A 22,862-nucleotide genomic window follows, 5' to 3' on the forward strand; every position below is an offset into this window, starting at 1 on the left:
TTGTTCGCACCGGTGGCACTCGGGCGGGTGCGCGCTACGCTGGTGTGGCCGACGTTGGGAGGATCCCCCATGCCGACCCTGATGCTGTGGGTGTCGACGCTTGCGCTGCTGGCCGTTGCCGGCCTTGCCTGGCTGTCCGCGCGCTCGCGCACCCGCCGGGTGCCGGTGGTCCAGGTGATCGACCGGGAGGGCCGCGTGCGCAGCCTGCCGGCCGACGACCCCCGCATCTCCCGCCGCCTCTGACCGGTGCCCGGCCCCGCGCGGGCCGGGCCCGCATGCCGCTTCCTCGGCGAGGACATCCCCCGAGCGAGTGGTAAATGGAGATCGCCCTCATTTGGTGAAGCCTGCTATGGCATTCGCGTGAACGGTCCTTGCGATCATCCCCCGCCGACGGCAACGATGTGAACGTTCGACGCCATCGCGCGCCGGACGAAACGGCCTTCGCGACGGGCCGGCACACGAACAGCCACAATCGGCGCATCCGCGAAGACCGGCGCCAGGAAAGGCGATCGAAGCCATGAATACGGAGAAACGACCGGCCCTTGCCAGGCCGCACGGCGCACCGGAGGGCGAGGGCGGCACGAGCGCCGGTCCCGCCGGCGGGACGACCGGGTGGCTGGCCGCCGCGATACTGGTCAGTGTGGTGCTAGTGATCTTCGTCGGGCTGGCCATCACCGCCTGACGTCCCCGGGCCCACTCTCCCCCGCGGACCTGGGGACGGGCGGCGGGACGACGCCTAGAGCGCGGCCCCCGGTGCGAGGTTTCCGCCCTCGCCCTCATTCGGCAGCCTGATCGTGAGCCCCATTTTTCCGCTCCTCTTATCGAATGCGAGAACAGTTCGCCGCCACCCCGCGGCGAATTGAATTCGGCGAACAGCCTAACATTCACCCGTTACGGTGATCGGCTGAACGCTCATGTCGCCCGAAAGCGCCACCGGCGGTAATACGAATGCGTGCCATAATTCGGCGATGGCAGGCGATTCCGGTACGCGTGAGGCGGAAAGCAGGACCTATTCACAGGTCGCCGCCGGCGTGTGGGAGATCGTGCCGGGTGCCATCGGGGTGGCCTCCGGCGTCGCCGGTCTGGCGGGCTTCTCGAGGGGCGCCTCGCGGCTGGTGCTGCTGCTCACGGCCGTGGTCTGCGGGCTGATCGTGGTGGTCCGGCTCTGGACGATCTTCGTGCTGCGCCGCAACAAGGAGCTGAGGACCCGCATCCGCCGGCTGCAGACCGACAACGCCGCGCTCCAGGCGGAGAACGACGCGCTGGCCGGCACCAACCGCACGATCCGCGACGACCACGCGCGCATCCTCGGCGAGCGGGACCACCTCGTCGACGAGCACAACCGGTACGTCGGCGCCATCCAGCGCATCATCGACCGGGAGACCCCCGCGTTCGAGGAGGAACTCGAGGTCACGATAACCGTCGGCGCCGAGGACGAGGACGACGTGGTGGTCGAGCGGCGGCGCACCCGGCCGCGTGAGCGCGTCACGCACCGTTCGATGCGCCCGATCGTGCCGGCCGGCCGCCAGGCGCGGGTCTGCCGGCTCGCGGACATCGGCTACCGGGTGCGGTTCCTGGACGACGGCGCGCCGGTGGAGCAGTTCGCGCTGATCGAGGACGTCGGGCACCTGCGCGTCTGGCTCGTCTTCGACCAGCCGCTGGTGGACGAGGCCGACTGGGAGGTCACCTACCGCCCGGCCGGGCTGTGGCGCCCGCTCCGGCAGCGCGGCCGGGACGTGCTGCGCTGGCGCGACCAGCTGATCACGGCGGACGCCAAGCCGTCCGCGCTGTCGTCGTTCACGATCACGTTCCTGTTCCCCGGCGACCGCCCGGCGCCGTGGGTGACCGAACGTCACCAGTTGGGCAGCGTGGTCCCGGCCCGGCGTACCGGTGGCGGGCAGTGGGAGGTCCGCTGGAGCGATCCCGCGCCGGCCGGCCGCTACTACGAGTGGGACCTGCTGCAACCGCCGCGGTGAACACGAAGCGTCCCCGGGTGCCGGAGCACCCGGGGACGCGGGGCGTGATCTGAGGGTCTGTCTAGCCCGGGCCGATGTACGTCATCCGACTTCCCCTCGCCGCTGTCTCCACCGGCCCCTCCCGACCGGCTGAGATCCACTTTACGGCCGCTCTGACCTGGGCGGATCACGGAATCGTGCCATCGTGGACGGTGCCTAGACGGGGACCCTGGCGGCCGGCGAGAGGATGTGCAGGCGACCCTCCGCGATCTCGAAGTAGCCGCCGCACAGCTCCAGTTCCCCGGCCGCCTCGCGGGCCGCGACCGCCGGGTGGGTGCGCAGGTTGTCGAGCTGCTGGAGCACGTTCTCGCGGCCGAGCCGGTCCAGGCGGTCCGGGCCGTCGGGCCGGGTGGCGAGGCGGTCGAGGCTGTGCGAGCCGTGCCGCAGCCAGCCGCTCAGGTACGGCATGTTCCCCGCGCGCTCCGGCGTGAGCAGCGCGTCCATGGCGCCGCAGGCCGAGTGGCCGCAGACCGTGATGGTCTTGATCGGCAGCACCGCGAGCGCGTACTCGATGGCGGCGATGGTGGAGTCGTTCGGGTCGGCCTCGCCGTGCCGCGGCACCAGGTTACCGACGTTACGGACCGTGAACAGATCGCCCGGCCCGCTCGACGTGATCATGTTGGGCACCAGGCGCGAGTCGGCGCAGGTGATGAAGAGGTGGGTGGGTCGCTGCCCGTGGGCCAGCTCGCTGAACAGCGGCCGGACCAGCGGCGCCACGTGCGACTGGTACTCCTCGGTGCCCTCCTCCAGCTGGCGGCGGCCGGAGAGCGTGGCGGCGAGCGGGTGCCAGGCCGCGCGGTTGCGCACCGGCGGCGTGCGCCGCACCGGTCGCGGCAGTCCGGACCGGCCCGGCGCGTACCAGTGCTCGCGCACCTCGTCGATGCGGACGGTCCCGCCGCTCCGCTCGTACCCGGTGCGCCAGTCGTCGATCGCGGTGACGCCGGCGTGGTCCATGAAATCGATGTTCAACGAAAGATCGACAACCGCCTTCTCGGGTACGGCCGTGAGCGCCCGCAGCAGCGCCGGCACGCTGAGGAATGTCAGCGAGCCGTCCACCGCGACCCGCACCGGGCCGCCGTGCTGCGGCGTGACCCGCACGGCGATGGACGCCAGCCGGCGGATGGTGAGCAGCAGCGCGCAGCCGAGCCCGATCAGCACGCCCTCGAACAGGCCGAGCGCGACCACGCCGGCCATGGTGAGCAGGTAGACCGGCAGTTCGCCGTGCCGGTGCACGCCGCGCAGGTGGGAGAGGTTGACCATCTGCACGCCGATCGCGACCAGCAGCGCGGCCAGCGCGCCCAGCGGGATCAGCTCGATCGCGGGCGCCGCGACCAGCGCGAGCACCAGCACCCAGACGCCGTGCATGACGGTGGCGCGGCGGCTGCGCGCGCCGGCCTTCGCGTTCGCGGTGCTGCGGACCACCACGCCGGCGATCGGCAGGCCGCCGAGCAGGCCCGCGGTCAGGTTCGCGGCGCCCTGGCCGGTCAGCTCCCGGTCCAGGTTGACGCGCGGGCCGTCGTGCAGCCGGTCCATCGCCACCGCGCAGAGCAGCGACTCGACGCTCGCGACCAGCGCGACCGCGATCACGGCGCCCGCGACGGACGTCCAGCTCGCGTCCGGCCACTGTGGTGCGGCCAGCGCGGCGAGCGGGTCCGAGGGCAGGTCGACGCGGGCCACGTCCCAGCCGAGCACGGCCGCGACGCCGGTGCCGGCCGCGATGGCCGCGAGTGGCGCCGGTACGACCCGTACCCGCTGCGGCAGCCGCGGCCAGGCGATCAGCACGGCCAGCGTGAGCAGTCCGGTGGCGACCGTCAGGGTGTGGTTGGAGGCGAGCTGCCCCGGCAGCTCGACGAGGTTGTCCAGCGCGGAGCTCTGCGGCGTGCCGCCGAGCACGATGTGCAGCTGGGAGAGCGCGATGACCACGCCGACACCGGCCAGCATGCCGTGGATGACCGCGGGCGACACCGCGAGCGCGGCGCGGGCCACGCGGGACAGGCCGAGGACGAGCTGCAGGACGCCGGCCGCGGCGACGATCGCGCAGGTCGCGGCCCATCCGTAGGTCTGTACCAGGCCGGCCACGATCACGGTCAGGCCGGCCGCCGGGCCGCTGACCTGTACGGCCGAGCCGCCGATCAGGCCGCCGACGATGCCGCCGACCACGGCGCTGATCAGGCCGGCGACCAGCGGGGCGTCGGACGCGACCGCGATGCCGAGCGAGAGCGGCACGGCGATCAGCACCACGACCAGCGAGGCGCCGAAATCACCCCGCCAGGTCCAGGCCTTTGTGGAGCCCGGCTCGTTGGTAACGGGCGGCCCGTGCGCGCCGTCGGCCGCCGGTGGCGGGTCCGGATCGCCGGCCGGGAGCTTGCCGTCGCCCTGCGCGGCAACGCCGTCAGATACCCTTAAATGCTTAAAAATCGCCATATGCCACCTTCTTTGCGTACGTAAGGTGCGGTCCTTACGTGGCCACAGAGTAGCGATCAGGGGTTGATGGAGTGGCGGGTTCCGCGCCGAATCGTGGCGCGTTAACCAACGATTAATCCGTGCGAGTCGGCTCGGCAAAAACCCGGTTGCTCACGCCGTGGCACCGCGACCCGGCATGACGCCCGCAGGCTTGATACAAGCCGTGAAGTCGCTGAGAGAAGTCTGAAACCGAAGGCCCGGGCGGGGGCTCTCAAACCCGCCCGGACCCTCGGCGACCCCGGCATCATCAGGTGCCGCTATCAGACCTGCTACCCGCGCCCGGCCGGAATATGCGAATCAGAAACCGATTCCTGCGTGGGAGCGCTTCCGATCTCCGCAGCTCGGCCGGGCGTCCCGGGCATCAGGCCGGTGAGCAGGTCGGTCAGCACGATCAAGCCGTCCTCACTGAGCACCGACTCCGGATGGAACTGCACGCCCGCGAACCCCGGCCCGCGCAGCGCGTGCACCGCTCCGTCCGCGGGATCACGGGCCAGCTCCACCCGACCGTACCGGGTGGTGATCTCATCCGCGTCCGCCAGCGCCGTGTACGTCGAGTAGAACCCGACCCGGCGCGCCCTTCCGAAGAGTGAGACATCACGCGCGATCCCCTGGTACGGCGCGTCCCGTCGGTGCAGCCGCAGTCCCAGCATGTCGGACAGCACCTGGTGGGACAGGCACACCGCGAGCATCGGCCGCCCCTCCGCCAGCAGGTCCGCGATCAGCGCGCGCAGCGCCGCGCCCGGCGGGAAGCCCGGATCGGTCGGGTCGCCCGGCCCCGGCCCCGGCACCACCAGGTCGAACGTGTCCACGTCCGGCCCGGGCGCGGACCACGGGCGCACCATCACGTCCAGCCCGAGCGCGCGGAGCTGGTGCGCCAGCATGCCGGTGAACGTGTCCTCGCCGTCCACGATCAGCGCGCGCCGCCCGGCGAAGACCGGTTCCGGCGCGGTGGTGGCCCGGTCGTCCAGCCAGAACCGGGCGAGCCGGTCGTTGCGGGCCGCGAGCGCCCGCCGTACCGCCGGATGGTCGTGATCGTGCTTCTCCGCGGCCGGGGCGGTGCCGCGCGGGCGCAGGCCGAGCGCGGACAGCACGCCCGCGGCCTTGGCGTAGGTCTCCGCGACCTCGCCGGCCGGCGTCGAGTGCCGCACCAGCGTGGCGCCGACCGGCACGCGCACTTCGCCCTCGGGCGACAGCTCCGCGGTCCGGATCAGGATCGGCGCGTCCAGCGACTGGCCGCCGTCCGCGTCCCGGCCGAGCAGCGCCAGCACGCCCGCGTAGTAGCGGCGGCCCCGGCGCTCGTGCCGCGCGATCACCCGGGCCGCGTTCTCGATCGGGCTGCCGGTCACGGTGGGCGCGAACATGGTCTCCCGCAACACGTCCCGCACATCGCGCGCGGTGCGGCCGGCCAGCAGGTACTCGGTGTGGGTGAGGTGCGACATCTCCTTCAGGTACGGGCCGAGCACCTGGCCGCCGGCCTCGGCGACCGTGGCCATCATCTTCAGCTCCTCGTCGAGCACCATGTAGAGCTCGTCGCGTTCCTTCGGGTCGTCCAGGAACGCGCGCAGGTCCCCGCCGCCGGCGTGCCGGAACGTGCCGCTGATCGGGTTCATCATGACCAGGCCGCCGTCCACGCTGACGTGCCGCTCCGGCGTGGCGCCGACCAGGTACCGGGTGCCGGTCCAGATCAGGAACGTCCAGTACGCGCCGCGCTCGCCGGTCAGCAGGTTCCGGAACGCGGTCAGCGCGGCCGTGCGCGGGTCGTTGCGGACGGTCGCGCGGAACGTGCGGTGCACCACGAAGTTCGCGCCCTCGCCGCGCCCGATCTCGTCGCGCAGCACCTCCTCCACCGTGCGGGCGTAGGCGGCGTCGCCGACGTCGAAGCCGGCGTCCACGGTGACGATCGCGGTGTCCGGGAGCAGTCCGACCACCTCGTCGAGCGGACGGGTGGTCGCCGTGTCGATGCGCAGGCACTCCATCGGCGTGCCGTCGTCGACCGTGTCGAAACCCCGTTCCACGATCTGCCGGTACGGGACGAGCGCCAGCGTCTGCGGCCCGGTGCGGTCGTCGAGCGGCAGCTCCGCGAGCGTGCCCGCGATCGTGAGCCGGCCGGTGAAGACCTCTACCTGATCGGCGCCCTCGCGCCTGAGCAGCGCGAACGGCCGATCGCCGGTGATGATCTCGGTGAACATTGCGGTCTCCTGCGGTGTGGAGCCACCTCACTCGGCGGACCGTCCGTGCCACAGGACTCGCAGTGGCGGCCGCCTCGATCGGGCGGCCGCGGTGTGGTTACGCGCGGGGGTCGTGGGCCGCCGGGGAGGCGGGCCACCAGAAGTTCAATCGCGCGGACATGGTTGTGGAGCCTACACGGGGAAGTCGCTTGCCGGGGGGTACGGCACGTCGCTACCGTTGACCGCGATGTGATCCGTTGACACCTCCCCGACCCGCGCCCGAGGCCTGTGCCGCCCGGCGGGTTCCCTCTCGTTCCCCGAGGTGTCCCGGCATGTCCATGCCAGCTCTGCTCGCCCATGACCTCGTCCGTACGCTCGGCACCCGCCGCGTGCTCGACGGCGTCTCCCTCGTCGCCGCCCCCGGCCAGCGCATCGGCCTGATCGGCGAGAACGGCACCGGCAAGACCACGCTGCTGCGGCTGCTCGCCGGCGCGGACGTGCCCGACTCCGGCGACGTGGTGCGCCCCGGATCGCTCGGCTTCCTGCACCAGGAGCTGCCGTTCCCGCCCACCGCCACGCTCACCGACGTGCTCGACGACGCGCTGCGCGACGCCCGCGCCGTGCTCGCCGCCCTGGACCGGCTCGCGCTCGCCATGGCGCCCGATCCGGCCGAGGAGGCGCTGGCCGAGTACGGCACCGCGCTGGAACGGGCCGAGGAACTGGCCGCCTGGGACGCGGACCGGCGCGCCACGCTGGTGATGGCCGGTCTCGGGCTCGGTCACCTGGCGCTGTCCCGGGCCGTCGGGTCGCTGTCCGGCGGCGAACGCGGCCGGCTCGCGCTGGCCGCGCTGCTGGTCCGCCGCCCGGGCGCGCTGCTGCTGGACGAGCCGACCAACCACCTGGACGACGCGGCCGCCGCGTTCCTGGAGGAGCAGTTGCGCGGCCTGCCCGGCGTGGTGATCGTGGCCAGTCACGACCGCGCGTTCCTGGACGCGGTCTGCACCGACCTGATCGACCTCGATCCGGCCGCGGACGGCCCCACCCGGTACGGCGGCGGCTACACCGCGTACCAGGCCGCCAAGGCCGCGGAGCGGGAGCGGTGGCAGCGCCGGTTCGCCGAGGAGCAGGACGAGCTGGCCTCGCTGCGCACCGCGGTGTCGGTCACGGCGCAGCAGGTCGCGCACGGCCGCCCGCCCCGGGACAGCGAGAAGATGGGGTACGGGCACACGGCCGGCCGCGTACAGCAGCAGATCTCCCGCCGCGTGCGCAACGCGTCCCGGCGCCTGGAGGAACTGGAGCGCACGCAGGTCCGCAAGCCGCCCGCGCCGCTGCGCTTCCACCCGTCCACGCTGGCCACCACGTCCGCGTCCGGCCTGCTGGTCTCGCTGCGCGACGTGCGCGTGCCCGGCCGGCTGATGCTCGGCCGCCTGGACGTCTCCGCCGGCGACCGGGTGCTGGTCACCGGCCCGAACGGCGCCGGCAAGTCCACGCTGCTCGCGGTGCTGGCCGGCCACCTGAGCCCGGACGCGGCCGGCTCCTCGCCGGACGGCACGGCGATCGTCGAGGGTGACGTGCGGCGGCGCCGCGGCCTGCGGGTGGCGCTGCTGACCCAGGACACCGTGTTCGACCGGCCCGCCCTGGTCACCCGTGACCTCTACGCGGCCGTGCTCGGCGCGGACCGCGCGGAGAAGGTGCCGCTCGGCTCGCTCGGCCTGCTCCCGGCCCGCGCCCAGACGCTGCCGGTCGGCGAGTTGTCCGTCGGCCAGCGCCGGCGGCTCGCGCTCGCGCTGGTCATCGCGGACCCGCCGGAGCTGCTGCTGCTCGACGAGCCCACCAACCACCTCTCCCCTCGCCTGGCCGACGAACTGGAGGACGCGCTCGGCACCGCGGGCCCCGGCGCCGTCGTGCTCGCCAGCCACGACCGCTGGCTGCGCGCCCGCTGGCCCGGCTCCGAGGTCCGGATCACGCCGTCCGCGGGCTGACCGCGCGCCGGGGGCCGCGCGCTCGCGGCCCCCGGCATCGCCTCACAGCGTGAGGTTGCGGCCGGTGGAGGCGTCGAAGAGGTGCACCTTGTCCAGGTTGAGCCAGACCTCGTGCGGCTCGCCGGCGCGGACCCGGGACTCCGCGGCGAAGCGGGTGACCAGGTTGGACGCGCCGGAGGGGAGGTCGGCGCCGCCCGCGTCGGCGGCGAGTTCCTCCAGTTCGGCGGAGGTGGCGGTCTCGCCCTCGACGGTGAAGTAGGCGTACTTGTCCGAGCCCATCGACTCGACCAGGTCGACCGGGGCGGTGAACACGTGACCGCGTCCGCGCTGGGCGCCGTCGACCAGCGCGGCGTCCTCGAAGTGCTCCGGGCGGATGCCGAGGATCAGCTCGGCGGACAGCTCGTCCCGTACCCGGGCGGGGATCGGGATCTTTCCGAGCGGCGTCTCCAGCGAGCCGTCCGAGAGCGCGGCGGGCAGGAAGTTCATCGACGGCGAGCCGATGAACCCGGCGGTGAACAGGTTCGCGGGGTGGTCGTAGAGCTCCTGCGGGTGCCCGACCTGCTGCACCCGGCCGGCCCGCATCACCACCACGCGGTCGCCGAGCGTCATCGCCTCGGTCTGGTCGTGCGTGACGTACACGGTGGTGGTGCCGAGCTGTTTCTGCAGGCGGGACACTTGGGTGCGCATCTGCACGCGCAGCTTGGCGTCCAGGTTGGACAGCGGCTCGTCCATCAGGAACGCCTTCGGGCTGCGCACGATCGCGCGGCCCATGGCGACGCGCTGCCGCTGGCCGCCGGAGAGGTTCGCCGGCTTGCGATCCAGGTACGGCGTCAGCTCCAGGACCTTGGCCGCCTCCTCGACCTTCTGGTTGATCGTCGCCTTGTCCAACTTGGCCAGCTTGAGCGGAAAGCCCATGTTGTCGCGGACCGTCATGTTCGGGTACAGCGCGTAGGACTGGAACACCATGGCGATGTCCCGGTCGCGCGGCGCCTTGTCGTTCACCCGCTCGCCGCCGATCAGCAGCGAGCCGGAGCTGATGTCCTCCAGCCCGGCGATCATGTTGAGCGTGGTGGACTTGCCGCAGCCGGAGGGTCCCACCAGGATGACGAACTCGCCGTCCGCGATCTCCAGGCTGACCTCCTCGACCGCGGTCGTACCGTCGGGATAGCGCTTGCTGATCTTGTCGAGCACGATGTCTGCCACTAGCTCATCACCCCTTGACCGCGCCGTTCGTCAGACCGGAGACGATGCGACGCTGGAAGAACAGCACGAACAGAATGATCGGGATCGTGATCACCACGGCGGCCGCGGAGATCGCGCCGGTCGGGTCCTCGAACTGGGACTCGCCGGTGAAGAACGACAGCGCCACCGGCACCGTGCGGGACCGCTCGGTGGAGGTCAGCGAGATCGCGAAGAGGAAGTCGTTCCAGCAGAAGATGAAGACCAGGATCGCGGTGGTGAACACGCCCGGCGCGGCCAGCGGCGCGATCACCCGGCGGAACGCCTGCGCCTGGGTGGCGCCGTCCATCTTCGCGGCCTTCTCCAGGTCCCACGGGATCTGTTTGAAGAACGCGGAGAGCGTGTAGATCGCCAGTGGGAGCGCGAACGTGATGTACGGCAGGATCAGGCCCGGCCAGGTGTCGAACAACCCCAGCCGGCGCTCGATCTCGAACAGCGGGGAGACCAGCGACACCTGCGGGAACATCGCGATCAGCAGCGAGACGCCGACCAGCAGCCCCTTGCCGGGGAAGTCCAGCCGGGCGATCGCGTACGCGGCCATGGTGCCGAGCACCACCGCGATGGCGGTGGCGATCAGCGCGATGCCGATCGAGTTGATCAGCGCGCGGACGAACTGGTCGGTGGTGAAGATGACCCGATAGTTGTCGAGCGTCCACTCACGAGGGATGAAACTGCCGTCGGTCAGGGTCTCCGGCGTCTTGAACGACAGCGACGCGATCCACAGCACCGGGGTCAGCGCGAACACCACCACCACGACGTCCAGCAGGCCCCAGGTGGCCTTGGCGCGGGTCTCCTTGCTGACTCCTCCGCGTACCGTGGAAGCCCGCTCCTGATCGTGCTTCTCCGCCACGGCGGTCATCATCGCCTCCCGTCGTCGGAGGCACCGGGCGCGGCGGTGCCGAAGAGTTTGACGAAGACGAACGCGATCACCGCGACCGCCAGGAAGATCAGCACCGACATGGTGGAGCCGATGCCGAGGTTGAGCCCGCGCAGCAGGTTGTTGTAGGCGATCATCGAGACCGAGGACGTCTCGTTCGCGCCGGCGGTCAGCACGTAGATGTTGTCGAAGACCCGGAAGGCATCGAGGGTACGGAACAGCAGCGCGACCAGGATCGCCGGCTTCATCACCGGCAGCATCACCTTGGTGAACCGCTGCCACCAGGTGGCGCCGTCCATCGACGCGGCGCGCAGCAGCTCCTCCGGCACCAGCGCCAGGCCCGCCATCAGCAGCAGTGCCATGAACGGCGTGGTCTTCCAGATCTCCGCCACGATGATGATCGCCAGCGAGCCGGCCCGTTCGGTGAGCGGCGCGCCGTCCGGGGTAATGAGGTTGGCCAGGTAGCCGGTGTCCGGCGTCCACGCGTACCGCCAGGAGAACGCGGCCACCACGGTGACGATGCCGTACGGGATCAGCGCCGCGGTCCGGACCAGCCCGCGGCCGACCAGCGTGCGATGCATGATCAGCGCCAGGCCCATGCCGAGCACCAGCTCGATCGCGACCGTGATCACCGTGATCAGCATGGTGACGCCGAACGCGGTCCACCAGTACCCGTTGGTCAGCACGGTCACGTAGTTGTCCAGCCCGACGAACTCGCGCTCGTCCGGGAACTTCAGGTCGAAGCGCTGCAACGACAGCCACACCGAATACAGGATCGGGTACGCGGTGACCGCCACCATGACGAACGCGGCGGGCGCGCACAGCATCCAGCCGAGCCGCCGCTCCTGTTTCTTCCCCTCGCTCAGCTGCGTGCTCACGGCAGCACCCCCTTGGACTCCAGCGCGTCCTGGATCTCCTCGCGGAGCTGCTCGGCCGTCCGCTGTGGATCGATGTCGCCGGGTGGGGAGAGCGTGGCCGACATGACCGTGGAGATGTTCTGGTACGCCGGGGACAGCGGCCGCACGGACGCGTCCCTCAGCTCCTCCAGGATCACGTCCTTCATCGGGTACGCCTCGGCCATCTCCGGGGCGTCGTACACCGACTCGATCGTGGGCGGCACGCCGTCGTTGATCGCCGCGTACTTCTGGTGCTCCGCGTTCCGGATGCACCGCGCCGCCTCGAACGACTCCGCCGGGTACCGGCTGTACGCGCTGACCGCCAGGTTCGTGCCGCCGATGGTGACGCGGCTCGGCGTGTTCGCGTCCACCGCCGGGTAGCGGGCCCAGCGCACGTTCCGGGCCAGGTCCGGTGCGGCCTCCTGCATGGCCGGGTAGACGTACGGCCAGTTCAGCTGGAACGCGGCGTTGCCGCCCTGGAACTCCAGCCGGGCCGGGTCCTCCAGCGCGTTCGTGAACGACGGGCTGGTCACGCCCGCGGTGGCGAACCGCCGGAGCAGGTCCAGCGCCCGTACGGCGCCGTCGTCCAGCACCGCGGTCCGGCCGTCCTCGCTGAGGATGTTGCCGCCGGCGCTGGCCACCAGCGTGTTGTAGAAGACGACGAGGCCCTCGTACTGGGCGCCCATCGTGATCACCTGGTACGGCCGTCGCTGAGACTTGAGCTGCTGCGCCTGGGCGATCATCTCGTCCCAGGTGGCGGGCGGGTTCGGCACCAGGTCGGTGCGGTACCAGAGCAGCTGCACGTTGGTGTTGTTCGGCGCCGCGTAGAGCTTGTCCTCATAGGTCGCGGACTCGAGCGGGCCGGGCAGCGTGCCGTCGCGCACCTCGGCCGCGTCCGCACCGGTCCACTCCCGGATCCAGTTCGCGCCCGCGAACTCCTGGGTCCACGTGACGTCCAGCCCGAGCACGTCCATGCTGTCGTCCTCGGCCGCGAGCCGCCGTACCAGTTGCACCCGCTGATCGTCCGCGCCGCGCGGCAGCACGCGGTAGACGATCTCGTAGCGTCCGCCCGCGGCCGCGTTGCACTCGTCGATGACGTGCTGCATGTTCTCGATCGGCGGGTTGTAGAAGTTGATCGTCGGAGGGCCGTCGTCGCCCTGGCCGCCGCACGCCGCGAGCGGCACGGTCACCAGGGCCGCCGCCGCTGTCGCGAGCCGGCGGCGCCACGCTGATCGGTTCGGGGGTCCACCCATCCCTGTGCCTCGCCTCCCGTTGGAGATGGCGCGCGCCGAGAGGCTCAGGAACGCAGCTCTGAGCTCGCGGCACGCGGTCGGGTCGTCCGTATCCCCATCTCCCCCGCGCGCAATCCCGCGAAACTCCCCGTTAACACGACTATCGTCGCGGCTGTCCGTTCGGCGACGTCCCGATGCGGCGCACGACGGCCGGCGGCATCGTCAACGCCCGGTCCGCCCAGCTGTCCGCCGACTCGACGCGCTGCAGCAGGATGCCCTCGCGCAGCGCCCACGGGCAGATGGTGACCTCATCCAGCCCGAACATGTCCAACATGGTGTGCGCCACCAGCGCACCGGCCAGCGACTGCCGGGCCCGCGGCGCCGAGATGCCGGGCAGTCGCGCGCGCTTGTCCGCGGTCAGCGCGCCGAGCCGCCCGATCTGCCGGGCCAGTTCGTCCCGGCGCAGCACCCGCGGCACGAACGGGCCGTGCCGCAGCGGCGACGCACCACAGAGCTGCGCCAGCTGCTGGAACGTGCGGGAGGTGGCGACCGCGGTGCGCGGCGCGTCCCACCGCATGCGGCTGGCCACCTCGCCGAGCTCGCGGCGCAGGTACCGCCGCACCTTCTCCACCTTGCCGGATCCGGGCGGGTCCTGACGCAGGCGCTCCCGGGTGATCCGCGCCGCGCCGATCGGCAGCGACACCGCGAACGACGGCGCCAGATCCCGCCCGTACGCGATCTCCGCCGATCCGCCGCCGATGTCGAGCAGCAGCAGCGGCCCGGCGCGCCAGCCCATCCAGCGCCGCGCCGCCAGGAACGTCAGCTCCGCCTCCTCGGTGCCGGAGAGCGTGCCGAGCCGTACGCCGGTCCGCGCCTCGATCTGCGCCAGCGCGGCGTCCCGGTTCGGCGCGTCCCGCACCACCGCGGTCGCGTACGCGAACAGCTCGCGGACCTCCCAGCGCCGCGCCTTGGCGACGGCGGCGCCGACCGCGACGGCCAGGCGGTCGATGGCGTCCGGGCCGAGCGCGCCGTCCCGGCCGACCACCTCGGCGAGCCGCACCGGCTCCTTGACCGCGTGGACGGGCAGCGGCACGCCGTTGCCGATGTCCGCCACCACGAGCTGGGCGGTGTTGGAGCCGACGTCGAGCACCCCGATGCGCACGCCCTCAGTCTCCATGATCATTTCCTGGGACGGATGGCAGCTTAGAATTCTCGTTGCTGACGCATGAAACACTAGTGTTGTTCATCTCCTTCTGACAGCGGCCTGGTCCGCCGGAGTTCCTGGGATGAGGCCGCGTCAAACGCGCGCGCTTTCGCGGTGGCCGCGGTCAGGACACCGCGATCACCGTCACGAGGCCGGCCGGGCGGTCGTTCGCCCAGCTCAGGTGCGGTCACCGCGGCACGGTCGCCACTCGGCACCGGCAGCCACGCCGATCGCGGCCGGCCTCGAAGCGCTTTCCAGGTTAGGTGGCGACTTTCCGCCGTTCCCGCTCCACCGAGCACGTGACGCCGACGTCACAGACCCGCCGAGCCGCTACCGAGGCGGCATCCGGACGCGGGGATCAGCATTCCCGAGGGCTATGTCCCGAAATATCGGCCACCGGGCAGCGCGCTCTCGCACGGCGCCGCGTCACCAGGCACGCCGCAGGCCGCTCCGGCCACGAGGTGATCCGGCAGAGCACCGCGTCATCGGGCACGCCGCATGATCCGGCAAGCACCGTGTGATCACGCACGGCGCAGCGCACCGGGGCAACGCCGCAGCCGGCTCGACACGCCGGAGGCTGCTCGGGCGTGGCGCCGCGGGATCGGCCACTCGGTGGCCCGCTCTGGTCGTGGAACCGCAGGCCGCCACACGCGGAGATCGTCGGCGCGCGCCGACTCCGGGGCGGCAGGCGAGCGCGTGGCCGGGTCCGTCCGGGAGGGACGGCCCGTCAGCGAGCCCTCCGCGCACCCGGTGCCGGCAGGGCCAGCCAGCCGGAGCACGCCGCGGGATCAGGGAGCCGGCGACTCGGCCAGGCCGGCCAGGAGGATGGCGGTCGACTGGGCGATGATCGCGGCGCGGTCGGCCTCGAAGACCGGGTCGGTCACCTCGGTCGCGTTGCCGCCGTCGAACCACAGCACCGGCGTGTGCACGTGCCCGCCGGGCGGTGCCGACGGCGTCTCCGTCAGCAGCCGGGTCACCCGGTACGCACTCTCGTTGGACAGGTAGCCCCCGCCGCCGCCGTCCACCGCGATCGAGCCCTCCGTCGGCCCGTCGGCGCGCGTGACCGGGGTGGTGCTGCCCGCCGGGATCTCCGTGACCGACGTGTTGATCCGGACCGTGAACTGCCCTTCCGCCTCCGCCATCCGCTCCATCGGCAGCGTGCTGGGCAGGAACTCCGGCCCGGGCCCGACGTTCGGGAAGACGACCGGGGCGGTGAAGGTGCCGCCGCCCCAGAGCAGGAGGTTGTCCGGGACCGAGGGCGGGGTGGAGCGCCGCCGCCCGTTGAACGCCTCCAGGTCGAACGCGTCCGGACGCCCCTGGCTGATCGTGGTGACCATGTCGGGACGGCGGGCGAGCGCGGCACGGAACGCGTCCTCCACGATGCCCGCGTCGAAGTCGGGGTAGCGGACCGGGAACACCACGGCCTGCACCTGCACGCGGGTGCCGTCGAGCGCGGTGAGGACCCGGCCGTCGAGCGCGAGCGCGACCGCGCCGGACGGGTTGCCACGGCGGATCTCCGCGTCCAGCTGGAACGGGTCGAAGCCGGAGATCATCAGCTTGCGCACGCCGGGCAGCGGGCGGAACGCGCTGGTGGTGAGGCCTCGGGACGCGTACTCCAGGCGCTTCTCCCAGGCCGCGCGGTCGTCCGCGGTGTGCGCGAACGACGGCGTCCACTGGCGCAGCGCGCGGGTGAGCGCGAGCCGTGCCCAGTACAGCGGGCGGTCGTCGTCGGCCGGGAGCGCGGCGCCGATGGTGAGCGAGCGCTGCGCCCGGGCCACCGCGGACTCGAACAGCAGCCGGCCGGTGGCCTCCGCGTACGCCCCGGCGACCCGGCCGTCCGGCACCGCGCACAGGCCGCCGGTGAAGCCGCGCACCAGCGCGTCGAAGCCGCCGCGCGTGATGAGCTCGGCGGGGACGGAGGTGGTGCCGCCGGGCACCGGGCGGTCGAGCCGCGCCTCCTCGGCGGTGAGCGGCACGCCGCCGGCCGCGCAGCCGGTGACGTGCGCGGCGGCCGGCGTCGCCGTCGTCAGCGTGAGCGCCACGACCACTCCGCAGAGCATGGACAGTGCCCGAGCCAGCCTGGTCACGGAAGCCTCCTGGAGCGTCGATCCCGGCACGAGACTAACGAATATCGACCTCCGTCAGGTTGCCTGTGGACGACGAATTTTTTCGGTCCCGTGACGTTTGCCGCACCGGCCGGGATGGGTACCGGGCGCGAGCACGCACGACGGCACATTCAGGGGGTCGCGACATGTCCGAGCAGGACGAGCCGAAGGTCACGCTCGATGTCCGCCAGTTGGGACCGGTGGAGCGCAAGCTGCGCGGCGCGCTGGAGGAGCAACTGACCTCCGCGCTCCAGGCGGCCGCGCAGCGGGTCCGGGACGGCTACGCCGGCGAGCCGGTCGAGGTGGTGGGCGCGCGCCTGCTCGAGGAGACGCGCGCCGGGCTGCACCACGACATCGCGGACGCGTGGCAGCCGGACCCCGCGGAGTTGCACCGGCTGGCGGAGACGATCGTGCGCCGGGACACGATCGCCCACCACGCCGCGCTGTAGGTCAGGAGCGGTAGACGGTCAGGATCAGGTCACTGACCAGAGCGGTCCACCCGGTCTGGTGCCACGCGCCCAGGCCGGCGCCGTTGTCCCCGTGGAAGTACTCCGGGAAGACGATCAGGTCCTTCCAGTCCGGGTGGGTCTGGAACAGCTCGCACCGTCCGTAGATCGGCCGCCGCCCGGACCGGTCCGGCAGGAACAGCGAGATCAGCCGGTGTGACAGGTCGTCCGCCACCTCGGTCAGCGTGACCTTGCGCCCGGACCGGGTCGGGTACTCCACCAGCAGGTCGTCGCCGTAGAACGTGGCGAATTCGCGGATCGCCTCGATCAGCAGGTAGTTGGTCGGCATCCAGATCGGGCCGCGCCAGTTGGAGTTGCCGCCGAACAGCCCGCTGGTCGACTCGGCCGGCTCGTACCCGACCGTGAAGTCGGAGCCGCCGAGCCAGATCGTGAACGGCTTCTCCAGGTGGCTGCGGGAGAGCGTGCGCAGCCCGTACGGCGAGAGGAACTCCTCCTCGTCGAGCATGCGGGCGAGGATGCGCAGCAGTTGCTCCTGCCCGACCATGGCGAGCAGTCGCTGCTGCCGGCCGTCCCCGGAGAGCCGCCGCGCGCCGACGATCTCCGCGTACCGCGGCCGGCGGTTCTGGAACCAGCGCACCCGCGCGGCGAGTTCCGGCAGCCGGGACAGCGTGACCGCGGTGAGCGTGCTGGTGGCGGCGAGGGGCAGCAGCCCGACCACGGACCGCACCTTGAGCGGCAGTTTCACGCCGTCCGGCAGGCGCAGCACGTCGTAGAAGAACGAGTCCTCGTCGTTCCAGAGCCCCTGCTGGTACGCGGCCATGCCGATGTACGCGTAGTGCTCGAAGAACTTCGTGGCCACGTCCTCGTACGTGTGGTCGTGGATGGCCAGCCGCACCGCCATGTCGAGCAGGTTCAGCGCGTACATCGCCATCCAGCCGGTGCCGTCGGACTGTTCCAGCACGCCGGCCACCGGCAGCGCCGCGGAGCGGTCGAACGGCCCGACGTTGTCCAGCCCGAGGAACCCGCCCTCGAACACGTTGTTGCCGTTGATGTCCTTGCGGTTGACCCACCAGGTGAAGTTGAGCAGCAGCTTGTGCAGCACGCGGGCGAGGAAGTCGTGGTCCCAGCCGCCGTCGATCTCGAAGACGCGCAGCGCCGCCCACGCGTGCACGGGCGGGTTCACGTCACCGAACGCCCATTCGTACGCCGGGATCTGGCCGTTGGGGTGCATGTACCACTCGCGGAGCAGGAGCAGTAGCTGGGACTTGGCGAAGCCGGGGTCCACGCGCGCGATGGAGACGCAGTGGAACGCCAGGTCCCAGGCCGCGTACCAGGGGTACTCCCACGGGTCCGGCATGGAGATCACGTCGAAGCTGTTCATGTGCCACCAGGCGCTGTTGCGCCCGTGGCGGCGGCCGGCCGGTGGCGTGGAGCCGGGGTCGCCGCAGAGCCACTGCTCCACGTCGAAGTGGTAGAACTGCTTGCCCCACATCAGCCCGGCGATCGCCTGCCGCGCGACGTTCGCGGCCTCGCGCGGCGCCGCGGCCGGGATGACCTCGCCGAAGAACTCGTCGGCCTCGGCCGCGCGCAGCCGCAGCACGGTGTCGAAGCCCTCACCGAGATCAAGAACCGGCGACGGTACGGGCGGGGTGAGCGCGAGCCGCAGCCGGATCGTGGTCTGTGAGCGCGCCGGCACGGTGACCGTGTAGTGCAGCGCCGCCTTGGTGCCCTCGCCGTCCGGGTTGACCGTGTCCGCGCCGTCCACCACGTGGTCGTTGATGCCGTCCTTCGGGTACGGGCTGCGCCCCTCCAGCCCCCACAGCCGCTGGGTGTTGGTCTCGTTGTCGCAGCACAGCGCCGTCGGCTCGCCGGAACCCTCCAGCACGATCTGCCCGAGTCCGCGGTGCTGCCCGGTCAGCCGGTTGCCGGAGCCGAAGATCGTCGGCAGGTGGTCGCGGCCGGGGATGCCCCACGACCAGGTGTTGCGGAACCAGAGCGTGGGCAGCACGTGCAGGGTGGCCTCGTCCGGGCCGCGGTTGGCGAGCGTGACCACCATGCAGTAGTCGGTGGGTGAGGCCTTGGCGTACTCGACGGTGACGGCCCAGAACCGGTCCTCGTCGAAGACGCCGGTGTCGACCAGTTCGTACTCGCTCTCGTCGCGGCGCCGGGCCCGGTTGGTCCGGGTCAGGTCCTCGTACGGGAACGCGGCCTGCGGGTAGTGGTAGCGCCAGCGCATCCAGGAGTGGGTGGGCGTGGAGTCCTCGTACCACCAGTAGTCCTTGACGTCCTCGCCGTGGTTGCCGCCGTCGCCGCCGAGGCCGAACATCCGCTCCTTGAGGATGGAGTCCTTGCCGTTCCACAGTGCCAGCGCGAAGCAGAACGTCTGCCGGTCGTCGCAGACCCCGGCCATGCCGTCCTCGTTCCACCGGTACACGCGCGAGCGGGCGTGATCGTGCGGGAAGTAGTCCCAGGCGGTGCCGTGCTCACTGTAGTCCTCCCGCACCGTGCCCCAGGCGCGTTCCGACAGGTACGGCCCCCACGCTCGCCACGGCTGCTCGCCCGAGTCCGCCTGCGCGAGACGCTCCCGTTCACTCACCGGCGCCCCTCACCTCCTCGTGAATCTTCCATAGGAGAACTTCCCAAGACAAAGTCGATCACACTAAACATTGTCGCGTCGGCGGGTTTCCGCCAGTAACCAGACGCCGTGAGTGATAGGTGCGGGAATTACATGATCACGATCAGCTTCGGCCCTCAGGTCTGCGGTGCCCTGGTCGAGGGCGCCGCGCGCGAGTGGCTGGTCCCGGACGGCCTCGGCGGGTACGCCATGGGCACGGTCTGCGGCCTGCGCACCCGCCGCTACCACGGGCTGCTGATGGTGTCCGGCGCGACCGCGGCCGCGCGCACGCTGGCGCTGGCGAGCCTGGACCCGGTGCTCACGATCGGCGGCGACGAGTACCGGCTGGGCACGCACGAGTGGGCGTCCGGCTCGGTCGCCCCGGCCGGGCACACGTTCCTGGAGCGCTTCTCGCTGATCGACGGCCTCCCCCGGTGGCGCTGGCGGGTCGGGGACGTGGTCCTGGAGCGCGAGCTGGCCATGGTGTACGGACGCCCGGCGCTCGCCGTGGTGCACCGGCTGCTGGCCGGCGGCCCGGTCCGGCTGGACCTCCAGGCGCTGTGCACCTGGCGGGACGGTCACGGCGAGCGCGGCGCGGGCGGCGGTCCGCTCGCGGTCGACCGGGTCGCGGGCGGCGCCGTGATCGAGCGCGCGTATCGGCTGGACGGCCCGGACTGGCGGGCGGCCGGCACCTGGTGGACCGGCGTGCACCACCGCGAGGAGGCGGCCCGGGGGCTCGCGGCCGACGAGGACCTGTTCCACGCCGGCACGTTCGGCGCCGAGCTGCGTGAGCCCGGCGACGTGCTGGAGGTGCGGGCCTGGGCGGGCGCGCTGGACGACACGCCGCCGCCGGCCCGCGAGGTGATCTCCGCGGCCCGCCGCCGGAACCGCGCCGTGGTGGCCGCCGCCGCGCCCGCCGACGATGTGGACGCCACGCTGGCGCTGGCCGCGGACGCGTTCGTGGTGCGCACCGCGGACGCGCCGGACGTGGTCGCCGGATACCCGTGGTTCGGCGCGTGGTCCCGGGACACCATGATCGCGTACGAGGGGCTGCTGCTGACCACGAACCGGGCCGAGGAGGGCCGGCGGCTGCTGCTCGGCTACGCGGCCACCCTCTCCGAGGGCATGCTGGCGAACACCGCGGACACCGGCAGCGTCGAGTACAACACGGTGGACGGCACGCTCTGGTTCCTGCACGCGGTGGCCCGGCACGTGACCGTCACCGGCGACACCGACCTGGCCGAGGAACTGCTGCCCGCGCTGCGCGACGTGGTGGACGCGCACCTGCGCGGCACCCGCTACGGCATCCGCGTGGACCCGGACGACGGCCTGCTCACCCAGGGCGCCGCCGGGGAGGCGCTGACCTGGATGGACGCGCGGGTGCGCGGCGTGCCGGTGACCCCACGCGCCGGCAAGCCGGTCGAGGTGAACGCACTGTGGATCAACGGGCTCGCCGGTATCGTGGACCTCGCACGCCGGACCCGCGGGGACGCCGGCGCGGCTCCGGTCGCGCACCGCACCGCGCTGGCCTCGTTCCGGCGGCGCTTCCCCGCGCCCGCCGGCTGGCTCTACGACGTGGTGGACGGTCCACAGGGTGACGACGCCGCGCTGCGCCCCAACCAATTGCTGGCCTGGTCATTGCCGTACGCTCCGATGCGTGCCGACGCACGTGCTCTCCGCGCAATTTCCAAGGGACTGCTCACGCCCATCGGGCTGCGCAGCCTGGGTCCACGGGAAAAGGGTTTCCAGAGGGAACACCGTGGAAATTCTGACGGTAGGGATGGCGCATATCACATGGGGACCGTGTGGCCTTGGTGGGTCGGTCCATTCATCGATACGTGTGCGAAGTCCGCTGTGTCAGATGCCGAATTACTCTCCGGTATCGAAGGTCATTTGACCGAGTTTGGCCTAGGCTCTGTCTCTGAAACAGCGGATGGTGAGCCGCCCCACTCGGCCACAGGTTGCCCGTTTCAAGCGTGGTCGGTCGGGGAACTAGTTCGCGTCCGTCGGTGTTGATCAACCTTGGTTACACGGCGGCAACCGGGGTGTCTTCGCTGGTTTCCACGGGTACGGCAAGATAAGGCCATCCCAACGAGCGCGCTGACACCCTTCTGTTCCAGATTGTGAGGGGCGTCCGCTGGCGTGTGCCTAGGGACGAATCTGCGAGGGGGCCGGGCCTATGTCACCAAACGCCGACATCATCGAGATGCGCACCGCGCGACCACAACGCGTGCTGATGCTCTCCTGGGAGTACCCACCCGTGGTGGTGGGCGGCCTGGGGCGCCACGTGCACGCGCTCTCGATCGCGCTCGCCAACGCGGGCCACGAGGTGACGGTGGTGACCCGGCACGTGGCCGGCGCCCCGCTGGAGGAGTACGCGGACGGCGTCCGCATCGTGCGCGCGCCCGAGGACCCGCCGGTCTTCCCGCTCGCCACGCCCTCGCTCCTGGCCTGGACCATGGCGTTCAACCACACGCTGACCCGCGCGGCCCTGCGGGCGGCCGAGTCCGGTGAGTACGACGTCATCCACGCCCACGACTGGCTCGTCACGCACACCGCGGTCACGCTCAAGGAGCACCTCGACGTCCCCCTCGTCGCCACGATTCACGCCACCGAGGCCGGCCGGCACCAGGGCTGGCTCCCGGAGGAGATGAACAAGGCGATCCACACCGTCGAGTGGTGGCTCGCGCAGGAGGCGGTGCGTGTCATCGTCTGCTCGGAGTACATGCGGTGGGAGGTGAACCGGCTCCTCGACCTCCCCGCGGCCCGGATGGACGTCGTGCCCAACGGGGTCGACGACACCATGTGGCGCGCCCAGCCCCGCGCCGTCGCCGCCGCCCGGTCCAAGTTCGCCGGTGACGGCCCGCTGATCGGGTTCGCCGGCCGCCTGGTCTACGAGAAGGGCGTGCAGCACCTGGTGAACGCGGTGCCGAAGCTCAAGCACCGGCACCCGGGCCTCAAGGTGGTCATCGCGGGCGACGGGCCGTACCGGCCGGAGCTGCAGGAGGAGGCCGCCCGCCTCAACCTGCACGACACCGTCACGTTCGCCGGCTTCATGAACGAGAAGCAGTTGCCCGCGGTCCTCGCCGCCACCGACGCCACCGTCATCCCGAGCCTCTACGAGCCGTTCGGCATGATCGCGCTGGAGGCCGCCTCGGCCGGCGCGCCGATCGCGGTCTCCTCGACCGGCGGCCTCGCGGAGATCGTGGAGCCCGGCGTCACCGGCGTCACGTTCCCGCACAGCAACCCGGACGCGCTGGCGGACGCGGTCGACTCGCTGCTGGCCGACGAGGTGTTCGCGCGCCGCGTCGCCCGGCAGGCGCGCTCGATGGTCACCGAGCGGTACGGCTGGGGCACGATCGCGGCCCGCACCGCGGCCGCGTACGGCTCGGCCATCCGGGAAGCACCCGCCTTCAACACGAAGCAGGCCGAGGCGCAGCTCGCCGCCGGCCGGCCGAAGGCCGTCGTGCCCGAGGGCAACCTCCTGCACGGCTTGATGAACGCCGCCTCGTCCGCCGTCTAGGATCCCCCCGATCTCCGGCTCTCTCCGCTGGCCGCCGCCCCTCGCGACGGCCAGCGGAACCTTTTCCACTTCACATC

Annotated in this window: 15 protein-coding genes; 6 read left to right on the forward strand and 9 right to left on the reverse strand. The window is 71.8% G+C overall.

What is annotated here, in order from left to right:
* The first annotated feature begins 69 nt into the window (after positions 1 to 69).
* Both J2S41_RS23140 and J2S41_RS23145 read left to right on the forward strand, forming a co-directional pair.
* Positions 70 to 243 (forward strand): hypothetical protein, encoded by a 174-nt coding sequence (locus J2S41_RS23140; protein ID WP_310370412.1) that lies wholly within the window; start codon positions 70 to 72, stop codon positions 241 to 243.
* A 725-nt stretch (positions 244 to 968) separates the two neighbouring features.
* On the forward strand, positions 969 to 1,976 hold the full coding sequence (locus J2S41_RS23145; RefSeq protein WP_310370414.1) for a hypothetical protein: 1,008 nt from the start codon (positions 969 to 971) through the stop codon (positions 1,974 to 1,976).
* Between the two features lie 195 nt (positions 1,977 to 2,171).
* Here J2S41_RS23145 and J2S41_RS23150 read toward each other — a convergent pair whose 3' ends face one another.
* Both J2S41_RS23150 and J2S41_RS23155 read right to left on the reverse strand, forming a co-directional pair.
* On the reverse strand, positions 2,172 to 4,439 hold the full coding sequence (locus J2S41_RS23150; RefSeq protein WP_310370415.1) for a SulP family inorganic anion transporter: 2,268 nt from the start codon (positions 4,437 to 4,439) through the stop codon (positions 2,172 to 2,174).
* Positions 4,440 to 4,747: 308 nt separating this feature from the next.
* On the reverse strand, positions 4,748 to 6,667 hold the full coding sequence (locus J2S41_RS23155; protein WP_310370416.1) for an anthranilate synthase family protein: 1,920 nt from the start codon (positions 6,665 to 6,667) through the stop codon (positions 4,748 to 4,750).
* Positions 6,668 to 6,978: 311 nt separating this feature from the next.
* On the opposite strand from J2S41_RS23155, the gene J2S41_RS23160 reads away from it, so the two are divergent.
* The gene (locus J2S41_RS23160) at positions 6,979 to 8,628 is read left to right on the forward strand and encodes an ABC-F family ATP-binding cassette domain-containing protein (protein WP_310370418.1); all 1,650 of its coding nucleotides are present in this window, start codon (positions 6,979 to 6,981) and stop codon (positions 8,626 to 8,628) included.
* A 42-nt stretch (positions 8,629 to 8,670) separates the two neighbouring features.
* Here J2S41_RS23160 and J2S41_RS23165 read toward each other — a convergent pair whose 3' ends face one another.
* From J2S41_RS23165 to J2S41_RS23190, 6 genes are all read right to left on the reverse strand, one after another.
* On the reverse strand, positions 8,671 to 9,831 hold the full coding sequence (locus tag J2S41_RS23165) for an ABC transporter ATP-binding protein (protein ID WP_310370420.1): 1,161 nt from the start codon (positions 9,829 to 9,831) through the stop codon (positions 8,671 to 8,673).
* A gap of 7 nt (positions 9,832 to 9,838) precedes the next feature.
* The gene (locus J2S41_RS23170; protein WP_310370422.1) at positions 9,839 to 10,726 is read right to left on the reverse strand and encodes a carbohydrate ABC transporter permease; all 888 of its coding nucleotides are present in this window, start codon (positions 10,724 to 10,726) and stop codon (positions 9,839 to 9,841) included.
* The gene (locus J2S41_RS23175; RefSeq protein ID WP_310376469.1) at positions 10,726 to 11,571 is read right to left on the reverse strand and encodes a carbohydrate ABC transporter permease; all 846 of its coding nucleotides are present in this window, start codon (positions 11,569 to 11,571) and stop codon (positions 10,726 to 10,728) included. Before J2S41_RS23175 ends, J2S41_RS23170 begins: the two co-directional genes overlap by 1 nt.
* Positions 11,572 to 11,618: 47 nt before the next feature.
* Positions 11,619 to 12,830 carry an ABC transporter substrate-binding protein gene (locus J2S41_RS23180; protein WP_310370424.1) on the reverse strand — a complete coding sequence of 404 codons (1,212 nt, stop codon included), beginning with the start codon at positions 12,828 to 12,830 and terminating at the stop codon, positions 11,619 to 11,621.
* 202 nt (positions 12,831 to 13,032) lie between these two features.
* Complete coding sequence (locus tag J2S41_RS23185) at positions 13,033 to 14,049, reverse strand: Ppx/GppA family phosphatase (protein WP_310370426.1); 1,017 nt, start codon at positions 14,047 to 14,049, stop codon at positions 13,033 to 13,035.
* 815 nt (positions 14,050 to 14,864) lie between these two features.
* A complete protein-coding gene (locus J2S41_RS23190; protein WP_310370428.1) occupies positions 14,865 to 16,163 on the reverse strand; it encodes a PA0049 C-terminal domain-containing protein in 1,299 nt (432 codons plus the stop codon).
* Between the two features lie 164 nt (positions 16,164 to 16,327).
* Between J2S41_RS23190 and J2S41_RS23195 the strand changes: the two genes are divergently transcribed.
* Entirely contained in the window at positions 16,328 to 16,630 is a 303-nt protein-coding gene (locus tag J2S41_RS23195) for a hypothetical protein (protein ID WP_310370430.1), read from the forward strand.
* Position 16,631: 1 nt separating this feature from the next.
* On the opposite strand, the gene J2S41_RS23200 is transcribed toward J2S41_RS23195, so the two are convergent.
* Positions 16,632 to 19,244, reverse strand: coding sequence for an MGH1-like glycoside hydrolase domain-containing protein (locus J2S41_RS23200; RefSeq protein ID WP_310370432.1), 2,613 nt, complete (start codon positions 19,242 to 19,244; stop codon positions 16,632 to 16,634).
* Positions 19,245 to 19,376: 132 nt separating this feature from the next.
* On the opposite strand from J2S41_RS23200, the gene J2S41_RS23205 reads away from it, so the two are divergent.
* Complete coding sequence (locus J2S41_RS23205; RefSeq protein WP_310370434.1) at positions 19,377 to 21,278, forward strand: amylo-alpha-1,6-glucosidase; 1,902 nt, start codon at positions 19,377 to 19,379, stop codon at positions 21,276 to 21,278.
* A gap of 163 nt (positions 21,279 to 21,441) precedes the next feature.
* A complete protein-coding gene (locus J2S41_RS23210) occupies positions 21,442 to 22,785 on the forward strand; it encodes a glycosyltransferase family 4 protein (protein WP_310370436.1) in 1,344 nt (447 codons plus the stop codon).
* Positions 22,786 to 22,862: the final 77 nt, after the last annotated feature.

The organism is Catenuloplanes atrovinosus, assembly GCF_031458235.1.
Taxonomy (GTDB): Bacteria; Actinomycetota; Actinomycetes; order Mycobacteriales; family Micromonosporaceae; genus Catenuloplanes; species Catenuloplanes atrovinosus.